This is a genomic window from Nigerium massiliense (genome assembly GCF_000826085.1).
Taxonomy (GTDB): Bacteria; Actinomycetota; Actinomycetes; order Propionibacteriales; family Propionibacteriaceae; genus Propioniciclava; species Propioniciclava massiliense.
Window position 1 is genome coordinate 180,117 of sequence record NZ_CCYM01000001.1, and the last position, 12,666, is coordinate 192,782.

Below are 12,666 nucleotides of genomic sequence, written 5' to 3' on the forward strand. Positions count from 1 at the left end.
CAGCGACGATGACGTTCTCGATGGACGACCTCACCTGGGGTCTGATGATGATGGTGGTCGGCATGGGCGTGGTCTTCGCCCTGCTGCTCGCCCTGATGCTCGTGCTCATGCTGATCGGGAGGCTCGATCGGCCCCGGCTCGAAGCCCCGGCCGCCGCGCCGGAACCGGCCGAGCCCGCGGCCGAGGACGCCGCGTCCGAGGCGGGTTCCGGCGCGCCGGAGGTGCGGATCCTCGCCGACGGGCTGGACGAGAACCAGGTCGCAGCGATCACCGTGGCCGTGATGACCCACGCGCAGAACCGACGCCGCCAAGCGGCTCCCGAGACCCGCGCCTACGCGCCGGGGAGCCAGCTCTTCGCGAGCCGCTGGCTCACCGTCGGCCGTGGCACCCAAAACAGCCCGTCTTCCCGGAGGTAGGTCATGCGCCGTTACACGATCAGCGTCAACAACGTCCAGAAGGTGGTGGACGTCGAGGCCGTCGGAGCCAACCTCTTCCGCGTCCAGATCGACGGACGCCTCGTCGACGTCACGCTCGACGACCATCGCGACCTCGCCCACTCGGCCATCACCCCCGCGGTCACGCCGCGTCCCACCGCCACCCGCGGGGCCACCGCGGCGTCGGCACCGGAAGCTGCCGCGAGCGCGCCCCTCGCGCCCTCCGGCGAGGGTCCCACCAAGCCCACCGCGCCCGCCTCGGCGGGGTCGGCGCCCGCCGCGTCCGGTGCCCCGGCCGGCGCCGGCGGTGGCCGGGACAAGATGACCGCGCCGATGCCCGGAGTGATCCTGACCGTGGACGCCGCCGTCGGCCAGTCCGTCACCCGCGGCGAGTCGCTCATGGTGCTCGAGGCCATGAAGATGAAGAACGAGCTCAAGGCTCCCAAGGACGGCGTCATCGCCGAGGTCTACGTGTCCGCGGGCCAGCAGGTGAAGTACGGCGAGACACTGGTGAGGTTCGAGGCCTGACATGAGCCCGGATACCGTTCACTACCTGTTGCAGGGGCTCGCCAACGTCACCTGGCAGAGCCTCACCATGATCGCCATCGGCCTGCTGTTGGTTTGGCTGGCGGTCAAGAAGGAGTACGAGCCGCTGCTGCTGTTGCCGATCGGCGCGGGCGCCGTCCTGGCGAACCTGCCACTGTCGCCGCTGGTGGGCGAGCATGGCGCGCTGCAGATCCTCTACGACATCGGCGTCGCCAACGAGCTCTTCCCGCTGCTGATCTTCGTCGGCATCGGCGCCATGACCGACTTCGGGCCGCTGCTGGAGAACCCGAAGATGGTGCTGCTCGGCGCGGCCGGTCAGTTCGGCATCTTCCTGACGCTGCTTCTGGCCCTGGTGCTGGGTTTCAACCACAACCAGGCCGCGTCCATCGGCATCATCGGCGCGATCGACGGGCCGACGTCCATCTACGTGTCGAACCAGCTCGCTCCCGAGCTGGTGGCGCCGATCACGGTGGCGGCGTACTCGTACATGAGCCTGGTGCCGATCATCATGCCGCCGATCATGCGGGCGCTCACCACCAAGAAGGAACGCGCCATCCGCATGCCCTACACGTCGCGGGAGATCTCGCAGCGCACGCGCATCCTGTTCCCCATCATCGTGACGATCGTCGTGGGCACGCTGGTGCCGTTCGCCACGCCGCTGATCGGCATGCTGATGTTGGGCAACCTGATGCGCGAGTCGAAGGTCGTCGAGCGGCTGGTCGGCGCCGCCAGCAACGAGCTCGCCAACGTGGTGACGCTGTTCCTGGGGCTGGCCATCGGCTCGACGATGATCGGCGGCAGCTTCCTCAACCTGCAGACCCTGATGATCCTGGTGCTCGGCCTGATCGCCTTCGTGCTCGACACCGTCATGGGCGTGCTGTTCGGCAAGCTGATGCGGGTCTTCTCGGGCGGCAAGTTCAACCCGTTGATCGGCGCCGCGGGCATCTCCGCCTTCCCGATGGCGGCGCGCGTCGTCCAGCGCGAGGCCCAGCGAGAGGACTTCGACAACTTCCTCCTGATGCACGCGATGGGCGCGAACGCCGCCGGCCAGGTGGCATCGGTCGTCGCCGGCGGCGTCCTGCTGGCGCTCATGGGGGCTAGCTGACGCCGATCCCCGCGCTCCGGGCCTGGCCGATCTGGAAGCACCAACGCTTCGCCGACGGCGACGACGAGTGGGTGGGGCTGGCGTGAGCGAGGTCTGGAACCGGCAGGAACGGCTTCTCGGCGAGGAGGGTCAGGCCCGGGTGCGGGCGTCCTCGGCGATGGTGGTCGGCTGCGGCGGCCTCGGCGCCGGCTGCATCCCGGCGCTGGTCGCCTCGGGGGTGGGCCGCCTCACCCTGGTGGACGACGACGTCGTCGCCGAGAGCAACCTCAACCGGCAGACGCTGTTCACCGCCGCGGACATCGGTTCGGCCAAGGTCGACCTCGCCACCGCGCGCATGCGTGGGCTGGCGCCGTGGAGCGACATCACCGGGCTGCGGCACCGCCTGAGCGCGGACGACGTGGACCTGGTCCGGGGCCACGACCTGCTCATCGACTGCACGGACGCCGTCGCCTCGCGCCACGTCATCTCGGCGCTGGCCGAAGAGCTGCAGATCCCGTGGGTCTGGGCCGCGATCGACGGCTGGAGCGCCATCGTGTCGGTCTTCGTTCCCGGCGACGTCCGCTGGCAGGACGCCTTCGGTCACGTGACGGCGCCGTCGACGCCCCCGCAGATCATGGGGGCCGCCCCCGCGACGGCCGGCGCCTGGGAGGCGGCCGAAGCCGTGAAGCTGCTCTCCGGCGTGGGCGACCCGCTCATCGGGCGCCTCGCCGTGATCGACCTGCTCACCGCGGCGGTGGACGTCCTGCCGCTCGGCCGCTGACCCCCACGAAACGCCGAAGGCGGCCCCGCCGAGCGGGCCGCCCCACGACGGTGACCGGCCTTCAGTCGCGGACGACGACCTCCACCCGCTGGAACTCCTTGACCTCGGTGTAGCCGCAGGTCGCCATCGACTTGCGCAGCGCCCCGACCAGGTTCATCGTGCCGTCGGGAGTGTGCGAGGGGCCGAACATGATCTCCTCGAGCGTCCCGACCGGGCCGAACGTGGCGCGCTCGCCGCGCGGCAGGCGCGGGTGCCACGCCTCGGGACCCCAGTGGTGCCCGTGGCCCGGCGCCTCCTCGGCCCGCGCGAGCGGCGTGGAGACCATCGCCGCGTCCGCACCGCAGGCGATCGCCTTCGCGATGTCGCCCGAGCGGCCCAGGCCGCCGTCCGCGATGACGTGCACGTAGCGGCCGCCGGACTCGTCCAGGTAGTCGCGCCGGGCGGCGGCGACGTCAGCGATCGCGGAGGCCATCGGCACCTCGACGCCGAGCACGTTGCGGGTCTTGCGGGTCGCCGCGCCGCCGAACCCGACGAGGACGCCGGCGGCGCCGGTCCGCATCAGGTGCAGCGCCGACTGGTAGGTCGCGCAGCCGCCGACGATGACCGGAACGTCGAGGGAGTAGATGAACTGCTTCAGGTTCAGCGGCTCATCCACCGAGGAGACGTGCTCGGCCGACACCGTGGTGCCGCGGATGACGAAGAAGTCGACGGCGGCCTTCTCGACGATCGGGCCGAATTCGACGGCCCGCTGCGGCGAGAGCGCACCCGCCACCGGGACGCCCGCCTCGCGGATCTGCCGCATGCGCTCGGTGATGAGCTCGCCCTTGATCGGCTCCGCGTAGACCTCCTGCAGCCGCCGCGTGGCGGAGACCGGGTCGGAGATCTCGGCCAGCTCGGCGAGCAGCGGCGTCGGGTCCTCGTAGCGCGTCCACAGGCCCTCGAGGTTGAGGATGCCGAGGCCGCCCAGCTTGCCGAACGCGATGGCCGTGGCCGGCGACATGACCGAGTCCATCGGGGCCGCGATGATCGGGAAGTCGAACGTCAGCGCGTCGATCGTCCAGGACATCTTCACGTCACCGACGGAGCGGGTGCGCCGGGTCGGGACGATCGCGATGTCGTCGAAGCTGTACACGCGGGTCGCGCGCTTGGCGCGTCCGATCTCGATCATGGTGTTCCTTCGGTGGGTCTTTGGAGAGTCAGTTGTGGGTGTAGTTGGGGGCCTCGACGGTCATCTGAATGTCGTGCGGGTGCGACTCGCGCAGGCCGGCCGACGTGATCCGGACGAACCGGCCCTTCTCGTGCAGCTCGTCGATGGTGCGGGCACCGGAGTAGAACATCGACTGCCGCAGCCCTCCGACGAGCTGGTAGGCGACGCCGGCCAGCGGCCCGCGGTAGGCCACCTGCCCCTCGACGCCCTCCGGGATGAACTGCTCGTCGGCGGTCGCCGCCGCCTGGAAGTACCGGTCGGACGCGTAGGAGCCCTTGCGCCCGCGCGCGGCCATCGCGCCGAGCGAGCCCATGCCGCGGTACGACTTGAACTGCTTGCCGTTGATGAAGACGAGGTCGCCGGGCGACTCCTCGCAGCCCGCCAGCAGCGAACCGAGCATGACGCTGCTCGCCCCCGCGACCAGGGCCTTGGCGATGTCGCCGGAGTACTGCAGGCCGCCGTCGCCGATCACCGGGACGCCCGCCGGCAGGCACGCCTGCGCGGCGTCGTGGATCGCGGTCACCTGCGGGACGCCGACGCCCGCCACCACGCGCGTGGTGCAGATCGAGCCCGGCCCGATGCCGACCTTGACGCCGTCCGCCCCGGCTTCGACCAGCGCCTTGGCGCCCTCGTAGGTGGCGATGTTGCCGCCGATGATGTCGACGTCGCGGGCGGCGGGGTCGGCCTTGAGGCGGCGGACGAGGTCCATCTCGCTGCGGGCATGGCCGTGCGCGGTGTCGGTGACCAGGACGTCGACGCCGGCCTCGATGAGCATCATCGCGCGCTCCCAGGCGTCGCCGAAGGTGCCGATGGCCGCGCCGACGCGGAGGCGTCCCTGCGGGTCCTTGGACGCGAGCGGGTACTTGTCGCTCTTGACGAAGTCCTTGAGCGTGATCATGCCCTTGAGCCGGCCGTCGTCGTCCACGAGCGGCAGCTTCTCGATCTTGTGCTGGGCGAGGAGCTTCAAGGCGTCCGGTCCGGCGATGCCGACCTTGCCGGTGACCAGCGGCATGCGGGTCATCACCTCGCCGACGCGACGGTCCGGGTCGTCCTCGAAACGCATGTCGCGGTTGGTGATGATGCCGACCAGGACGCCGTCGTCGTCGACCACGGGCAGGCCGGAGATGCGGTACCGGCCGCACATCTCGTCGACCTCACCGATCGTGGCGTCCACGGTGGTGGTGATGGGCTGGTCGACCATGCCGGCCTCGGAGCGCTTCACGCGGTCGACCTCGTGGGCCTGCTCCTCGGCGGCCATGTTGCGGTGCAGGATGCCGATGCCGCCCTGGCGCGCCATGGCGATGGCCATGCGCGACTCGGTGACGGTGTCCATGGCGGAACTCAGCAGCGGCAACCGCAGCCGGATGCGCCGGGTGAGCTGCGTTGACGTGTCCACCTCCGCGGGGATGACGTCCGACTCGTTGGGCTGCAGAAGGACGTCGTCGAACGTCAGGCCGAGCCGAGCGAAGGGGGCGGGGACTCCCTGGGGAGTGAGGTCGCCGAACGTCATGGATGTGCCTTGCCTCTCGCAGTCGTTGAGGTCGAGCTTATCGCTGCCCCACGCTCGATCCGGCGAAGAGGTCGGTCATGGCCGCGTCGGTGCCCGGGAACCGGAAGGTGAAGCCGGACGCCAGCAGGTCGCCCGGCACGGCGCGGATGCTGGGGCGCAGCACCTCGTCGACCATCTGGGCGCCGAAGCGCGCGCGGGCGGAGACCAGCGAGAAGGACGGCCGGCGGGACGCCCGGCGCAGCGACCGGAGGAACACCCCGTAGCGGACCGGGTCGGGGGCGGTCACGTTGACCGGTCCTTCGACGTCGGACGTGACGAGGTGCCGCACCGCGGCGACCCAGTCGCGGGCGTGGATCCAGGGGACGAACTGGTCGCGACGGCCGACCCGCAGGCCGAGCCCGATGGTGGACGCCAGCCCCGAGCCCCGCGCGCCGTCGCCGGCGGAGAGGACGTGCGCGGAGCGCAGCAGCACCGTGGGAACCGGCGAGTGCCGCGCGGACGTCTCCCACTGGACGCAGGTGCGGGCGAGGAAGCCCTGCCCGGAGGGGGCGTCCACGTCGGTGACCTCGTCGCCGCGGTCCCCGTAGATGGCGCAGGAGGAGGCGTTGAGGAAGCGCTGGCAGCGGCCGTTCGGATCGAGGGCGGCCACCACGGTGAGGGTGGACGTCAGGCGGGACGCGCGGATCAGCCGCCGCACCTCGGGCGTCCACCGCTGGCCGATGGACTCGCCGGCGAGGTTGATGACCGCGTCCACGTCGTCGAGGCCGGGCCCGAAGATATGTCCCGTCTCCGGGTCCCACCGGCGCTCGTTCGGGCCGGTCGGCTCGCCGCGTTGAAGCTTGACAACCCCATGTCCCGCGTCCGCCAGCGATGCCTCAAGCAGCGTGCCCAGCGATCCCGTCCCCCCAGCGATCGCGATCCTCATGGCGCGATTCTACGGAGTCCGGACGGCCGGGCTCGCCGCGGTGAACGATTGCCCGTCAGTTGCACCGACGGCCGGGCGCCACGCCGCGACGTGTCCCCATCGGCCCCAGGGGCTCAGCCGCCCGCGCGGCTGCCCGGCTCCGTGGTGTGCCACACCGACGTCTGGATCGCGTTCCACACGACGAAGAGGGCGACGAACCAGAACAACACCCGCGTCTGGCGGCGCGAGAGCTTGTCGAGCCCGAGCAGGGCCAGGCTCCACGGCAGGTACCAGGGATGCAGGGCCTGGCCGAGGACGGCGATCGCGAAGGACGCCCACCCCGTCGCCTGCACCGGGCGGTTGCTCCACCTGACCAGGATCCACACCAGCACCGCCAGGAGCGTCACGTTCGAGGCCATGCCCAAGGCGAGGCGGACGGCCTGGGGGTCGAGGCCCGTCCACGACGTCAGGCTCGTGATCAGGTCGCCGAGCAGGGCGAACGGGGCGACGGTGCCGGCGGCCCCCATCAGGGTGAGCCACTTCGTCCAGCCGAGCCCGAGCCCGGACGCCAGCGTGACCAGCGCGAACACGACCACGGCGATCACGGCGGCCAGCGCGGACCGGCTGCCGAGGATCCATAGGCGCAGGGCGAGCCGCTCGCTGCGCAGGCGATGCAGCACGGGCCAACCGGCCACGGCCAGCACCGTGAGCCCGGCCTGCTGCTTCAGCGCCATCGCGAGGCCGACCAGCACGGGCGCCACGATCCAGCGGGCCCACACGGTGGGGAATCGGACGACGGTGTAGATCGCGAAGAGGGACACCCCGGCCATCAGCGCGTCGTTGTGCGCGCCGCCGACGAAGTGGACGACCAGCAGCGGGTTCAGCAGCCCCCACCACAGCGCGTGCGGGACGCTGCGGCCGGCCAGCCGGGCGATCTCGGCGATGCTGAAGCCCAGCAACGCGACGCCGATGAGCGCCGGGACGCGCATCGCCACGACCGACCAGTAGGGGTGCGCCCCGGTCGCGACGACGACGGCCTCGTTGACGAGCATCGTCAACGGCGGGTAGGCGACGCCGTGCCCGGCCCACAGCTTGTCGACGTAGGGCGCGAACGGGCCACCGGCGCTCGTGAGGCCTTCGATGTAGGTGTTGTGCCCCTGGCTCAGCATGTAGCCGGAGTCGGCGTACAGGATGGGGTCCCCGCTCAGCGCCGGGGGCACGAGCAGCAGCGGGATCGACCACAGCGCCAGCAGCAGGCCGGGGCGGGCGACCCACGGCGCGTCCTCGCGCGGATGCAGGCGCCACCAGACGTAGGCCAGCAGGGCGCAGCCGGCGATGATCAACACCCGGTTCAGCGGCACCGGCATGGCGGCGCTGATCGCCTGGACGACCGGGTTCGGCCAGCCGCGGGCGCTGAAGCTGAGCTCGTTGGCGCAACCGCCCAGGGCGACCATGGCCGTGGCCAAGAATCCCAGGGCCGCGGCGGGCGTGAACGTCAGGACTCGGGGGGCAGGCACGGGAAGAATGCTAGGCCATGGCCGACGCCTCAGACGCGCGAACGGGCCCACCCCAAAGGGGCGGGCCCGTTGTCAGACGCCGATTAGGAGGTCACTCAGTGCTGGTGATCGTCCTCGTCGTCGTCCTCGGGCTTGTCGACGACCAGCGTCTCGGTGGTGAGCAGCAGCGCCGCGATGGACGCCGCGTTCGCCAGCGCGGACCGGGTCACCTTGACCGGGTCGATGACGCCCGCGTCGATGAGGTTGACGTACTCCCCCGTCGCCGCGTTGTAGCCGTTGCCCGGCTCCTGTTCGGCGACGCGCGCCACGATCACGTAGCCCGGCTCGCCGCCGTTCTCCGCGATCCAGCGCAGCGGCTCGACGACCGCCTTGCGGACGATCTCGACGCCGGCGAGCTCGTCACCGGACTTGCCGAGGCCGTCGGACAGCACCGACGCGGCGTGGACGAGGGCGGAGCCGCCGCCGGCGACGATGCCCTCCTCGATCGCCGCACGGGTGGCGCTGACGGCGTCCTCGATGCGGTGCTTCTTCTCCTTGAGCTCCACCTCGGTGGCGGCACCGACCTTGATGACGCAGACGCCGCCGGCGAGCTTGGCGACCCGCTCCTGCAGCTTCTCGCGATCCCAGTCGGAATCCGTGCGCTCGATCTCGGCGCGCAGCTGGGAGACGCGGCCCTCGACGCCCGCGCGGTCGCCCGCGCCGTCGACGATGGTCGTGTTGTCCTTGGTCACCACGACGCGACGGGCGCGGCCCAGCGACTCGAGCCCGACCTGGTCGAGCTTGAGGCCCAGATCGGCGGAGATGACCTCGCCGCCGGTCAGGATCGCGATGTCCTCGAGCATGGCCTTGCGGCGGTCGCCGAAGGCCGGGGCCTTGACGGCCACGGAGGTGAAGGTGCCGCGGATCTTGTTCACCACGAGGGTGCTGAGAGCCTCGCCGTCGACGTCCTCGGCCACGATGAACAGCGTCCCGGACGCCGCGATGACCTTCTCCAGCACCGGCAGGAGCTCGTTCATCGAGCTGATCTTGCCGGAGTGGATGAGGATGTACGGATCCTCGAGGACGGCCTCCTGGCGATCGGGATCGGTCACCATGTAGCCGGAGATGTAGCCCTTGTCGAACTGCATACCCTCGGTGAACTCGAGCTCGGTGCCGAACGTGTTCGACTCGTCGACGGTGATGACGCCGTCCTTGCCGACCTTGTCGAAGGCCTCGGCGATGAGCTTGCCGATCTCCTCGTCACGCGAGCTGATCGTGGCGACGCTGGCCATGTCGGCCGCGGTGTCGACCGGACGGGCGACCTCGTGGAGCTTGTCGGAGACGGCCTCGACGGCCACCTCGATGCCACGCTTGAGCCCGACCGGGTTGGCGCCGGACGCGACCGAGCGCAGCCCTTCGTGGACGAGCGCCTGGGCCAGAACGGTCGCGGTGGTGGTGCCGTCACCCGCGATGTCGTTGGTCTTGGTGGCGACCTCCTTGGCGAGCTGGGCGCCGAGGTTCTCGTAGGGGTCGGTCAGCTCGACCTCACGCGCGACGGTCACGCCGTCGTTCGTGATGGTCGGGGCGCCCCACTTCTTGTCGAGAACGACGTAGCGGCCCTTCGGGCCGAGCGTCACCTTCACGGTGTTCGCGAGGGTGTCGACGCCGCGCTCGAGCGAGCGCCGCGCCTCCTCGTCAAACTGAAGGATCTTTGCCATGTGAGTATCAGTCCTTACTTGGAAACGACGGCGAGGAGGTCACGGGCGTTGAGGAGCAGGTAGTCCTCGCCGCCGTGGCGCACCTCGGTGCCGCCGTACTTGGAGTAGATGACGACGTCGCCCTCGGCGACGTCGACGGGGACGCGGTTGCCCTTGTCGTCGATCCGGCCCGGTCCGACGGCGACAACCTTGCCCTCCTGCGGCTTCTCCTTGGCGGTCTCCGGAATCACCAGCCCCGAGGCGGTGGTCTGCTCGGCCTCGAGGGGCTGGACGAGGACGCGGTCCTCAAGCGGCTTGATCGTGACGGCCACGATGGTGCCCTTTCTCTCTCTTCACCGGGCGCTGTTCGGGCGCCGGCGGACATGTTCAGGTTCTGTGTCTCCCTGGCGTCGTCGCGGTGCCGCCGGGGCTGGCACACTCACTGAGTGAGTGCTAATTCGAGGTTATACCTGCCCTAGCACTCGGGCAACTCGAGTGCTAACGGCAGTCGGTGCCCTCGCCCGGTCACCGCCGAGCCCCAAGACTACAGAGGACGGGGGCGCACAGAGCCCACCCGCAGGCAAGGACACGGGAGGTCTTCTCCGGCGGCACCACCACTGACGGTGTCGTCACGTCGCGTCCACGTTCAGCATGGGCTCAGACACCCGGGACTGCTGAAGACGACGAACACGCTTGGCCAATCGATGACTTGGCAGTTCGACGAACCGGTAAAACCCCGCACCCATTAAGAGGCTCAGCGGCACTCCGAGAGCTATTGCCATCACCGGACTGGGCAGGGAGTAGCCCAGAGTGACGACGATCGGCTCATGCACCAGGTACAGACTGAACGAGATCCGCCCGAACCACTGCGCGACGCCCGTCTCCAGCCATCGCACCAGGGGTTTGAAACCCAGAGCGGTCAAGACAACCCCGGTCGCTCCGACGAGCGCCAGTCCCTTAGCCGCACCCGCAAGCCGGTCCCCACCGCCCACGTACACCATCAGCCAGGGTGCGCTACAGGCAACGATCGACGCGGCGAATATCAAAGCCCAAGCGGCGGCGGGGACCCTTCCCAGAAAGGCCAAGAGATCGTTCACTCGGAGCGCCATGACGACACCGACCATGAACATCGGGGCATAAAGCAAGATGCTCTCGTCAAAGAAGCCACCGACGGCGACGAGGCCCACGAACCCCACCACCAGCGGGACCGGAACGCGGACGAGCTTCCGTGCAAATCCGATGTAGAGCGGGATCGCCAGCGAGAACAACACCTCCCATCGAAGAGACCACAACGGGCTCGCTAGGCCGCCGTTGCCCGCAACGAGCGTGAGGTCCCGCACCAGTGCCCCCGGCGTCACCGCCGTGGGCCGCTCCTGCAGCCACAGGCTCTCCGGAGAGCCCGCCCTGGGCACGAGGACGATCAGCAGCACAGCGAAGACGACCGCAGCCCACTCCGGCACATACAGGCGTACCAACCGTTGCGCTGCTCACCTCGACCCCCGGCCCAAGCGCCCGGGCCAGCAACCGCTCCGCGGCAGGAGACCGGCAGATGTTGCCGGTGCAGACGGTCAGGATGTGCAGGGGCGCGTCGAGCGTCATCGTGGATCTCCTCTCTCTCGCCGGGCCACGGCCTGGCGCGTCGGCGGGCGGCGCGAGACAATGTACCGAACACCTGTCCTCAAGCGAGTCGGCGGCCGCCGCCGCGGCGCCGATGTGCAACGCTGAAGCCGAGGCCGTACTCTTATTGAGTCCGACTCAGTAACGGAGGTTTTCCATGGGCTGGCCAGCCGACGCCATCTTCTGGCACGTGTACCCGCTGCGCTTCGTCGACGGCGAGTACGAGGCCATCGACCACGTCGAGCACCGCCTCGGCCGTCTGACGAACTGGTTCGACTACCTGCTCGAGCTGGGCGCCAACGGCCTGCTGCTCGCCCCGCTGTTCTCGAGCGAGACCCACGGCTACGACACCCTCGACCACTACCGCGTCGACCCGCGGCTGGGCGACGATGCCGACCTGGACGACCTGCTGTGGAAGGCGCACGAGCGCGGCATCAAGGTCGTGTTCGACGGCGTGTTCAACCACGTGGCCCGCGGGCACGAGATCGTCCGCAAGGCGCTGGACGCCGGTCCCGGCACGCCGGACGGCGACTGGATCAAGTGGAGCGGCAACGACCCGTACTGCTTCGAGGGCTCGCTCAACCTCGTCGAGCTCAACCTCGCCAACCCCGCGGTCGCGGACTACGTGGCGGGCGTGATGACCCACTGGCTCTCCCGGGGCATCGACGGGTGGCGCCTGGACGCGGCCTACTCCCCCGGCGCGGACGCCTGGCGTCCGATCATCGCCCGGGTGCGCGATCGCTTCCCCGACGCCTGGATCGTCGGCGAGGTCATCCAGGGCGACTACGTCGACTTCGTCGAGCGGTCGGGCGTCGACACCGTCACCCAGTACGAGCTCTGGAAGGCCATCTGGAGCTCGCTGAACGACCCCAACATGTTCGAGCTGGAGTGGAGCCTCAAGCGGCACCAGGAGTTCTGCGCGCACTTCCTGCCGCAGACCTTCATCGGCAACCACGACGTCACCCGCATCGCGACGCAGCTCACGGACGTCCGCAACCTGCCGCTGGCCGTCGCGCTGCTGATGTTCCTGCCGGGGACGCCGTCCATCTACGCCGGCGACGAGCAGGGCTTCACCGGCGAAAAGGTACACGCACCCCACGGTGACGACGCCGTGCGCCCGCCGTTCCCGGTCGACCCCCAGGGCCTGCTCCCCTACGGCGCGGACGTCCTGCGGATGCACCAGGAACTCATCGGACTGCGTCGCCGGCACAGATGGGTGGCGACGGCCGACGCGCAGCCGACCCACGTCGAGAACGGCGCGATCGCGATCGAGCTGACGTCCGGCGACAACAAGGTCACCGTCGCGGTGAACGCCACCGACGGGCCGCTGACGCTGCCCGGCAGCGCGCAGGAGCTGCACGTGGACGCCCACGGGTGGGCGATCGGCTGA

The 12,666-nt window shown here is 70.0% G+C and carries 12 protein-coding genes and 1 pseudogene; 5 read left to right on the forward strand and 8 right to left on the reverse strand.

Translation table 11 applies throughout. From position 1 onward, the window contains the following. Positions 1 to 8: 8 nt before the first annotated feature. The 4 genes from BN1187_RS00865 to BN1187_RS00880 all read left to right on the forward strand — a co-directional run bounded on the left by BN1187_RS00865 (position 9) and on the right by BN1187_RS00880 (position 2,845). A complete protein-coding gene (locus tag BN1187_RS00865) occupies positions 9 to 416 on the forward strand; it encodes an OadG family transporter subunit (RefSeq protein WP_052462124.1) in 408 nt (135 codons plus the stop codon). A gap of 3 nt (positions 417 to 419) precedes the next feature. After that, entirely contained in the window at positions 420 to 962 is a 543-nt protein-coding gene (locus tag BN1187_RS00870) for an acyl-CoA carboxylase biotin carboxyl carrier protein subunit (protein WP_040157694.1), read from the forward strand. 1 nt (position 963) lies between these two features. Further along, positions 964 to 2,085 carry a sodium ion-translocating decarboxylase subunit beta gene (locus tag BN1187_RS00875; protein ID WP_040157696.1) on the forward strand — a complete coding sequence of 374 codons (1,122 nt, stop codon included), beginning with the start codon at positions 964 to 966 and terminating at the stop codon, positions 2,083 to 2,085. Between the two features lie 82 nt (positions 2,086 to 2,167). Beyond that, positions 2,168 to 2,845 carry a HesA/MoeB/ThiF family protein gene (locus BN1187_RS00880; protein WP_052462125.1) on the forward strand — a complete coding sequence of 226 codons (678 nt, stop codon included), beginning with the start codon at positions 2,168 to 2,170 and terminating at the stop codon, positions 2,843 to 2,845. 61 nt (positions 2,846 to 2,906) lie between these two features. Here BN1187_RS00880 and BN1187_RS00885 read toward each other — a convergent pair whose 3' ends face one another. The 8 genes and pseudogenes from BN1187_RS00885 to BN1187_RS15150 form a co-directional block, all read right to left on the reverse strand. After that, positions 2,907 to 4,013: a GuaB3 family IMP dehydrogenase-related protein gene (locus BN1187_RS00885; RefSeq protein WP_040157698.1), complete on the reverse strand. Its 1,107-nt coding sequence runs from the start codon at positions 4,011 to 4,013 to the stop codon at positions 2,907 to 2,909. 28 nt (positions 4,014 to 4,041) lie between these two features. Continuing rightward, entirely contained in the window at positions 4,042 to 5,562 is a 1,521-nt protein-coding gene (gene guaB / locus BN1187_RS00890; RefSeq protein ID WP_052462126.1) for an IMP dehydrogenase, read from the reverse strand. A gap of 37 nt (positions 5,563 to 5,599) precedes the next feature. Next, positions 5,600 to 6,487, reverse strand: a complete 888-nt coding sequence (locus tag BN1187_RS00895; protein WP_040157700.1) for a DUF1731 domain-containing protein — start codon at positions 6,485 to 6,487, stop codon at positions 5,600 to 5,602. Positions 6,488 to 6,600: 113 nt separating this feature from the next. Then, positions 6,601 to 7,983, reverse strand: a complete 1,383-nt coding sequence (mptB, locus tag BN1187_RS00900; protein WP_147675037.1) for a polyprenol phosphomannose-dependent alpha 1,6 mannosyltransferase MptB — start codon at positions 7,981 to 7,983, stop codon at positions 6,601 to 6,603. 95 nt (positions 7,984 to 8,078) lie between these two features. Next, the gene (groL, locus tag BN1187_RS00905; protein WP_040157704.1) at positions 8,079 to 9,680 is read right to left on the reverse strand and encodes a chaperonin GroEL; all 1,602 of its coding nucleotides are present in this window, start codon (positions 9,678 to 9,680) and stop codon (positions 8,079 to 8,081) included. Between the two features lie 14 nt (positions 9,681 to 9,694). Beyond that, a complete protein-coding gene (gene groES, locus BN1187_RS00910; RefSeq protein ID WP_040157706.1) occupies positions 9,695 to 9,991 on the reverse strand; it encodes a co-chaperone GroES in 297 nt (98 codons plus the stop codon). A gap of 297 nt (positions 9,992 to 10,288) precedes the next feature. Continuing rightward, positions 10,289 to 11,134 (reverse strand): acyltransferase family protein, encoded by an 846-nt coding sequence (locus tag BN1187_RS00915; RefSeq protein ID WP_072041914.1) that lies wholly within the window; start codon positions 11,132 to 11,134, stop codon positions 10,289 to 10,291. 7 nt (positions 11,135 to 11,141) lie between these two features. Further along, positions 11,142 to 11,258: pseudogene (locus BN1187_RS15150) on the reverse strand (arsenate reductase/protein-tyrosine-phosphatase family protein); the annotation flags it as partial. A gap of 175 nt (positions 11,259 to 11,433) precedes the next feature. Here BN1187_RS15150 and BN1187_RS00930 point away from each other — a divergent pair. After that, the gene (locus BN1187_RS00930; protein WP_040157713.1) at positions 11,434 to 12,666 is read left to right on the forward strand and encodes an alpha-amylase family glycosyl hydrolase; all 1,233 of its coding nucleotides are present in this window, start codon (positions 11,434 to 11,436) and stop codon (positions 12,664 to 12,666) included.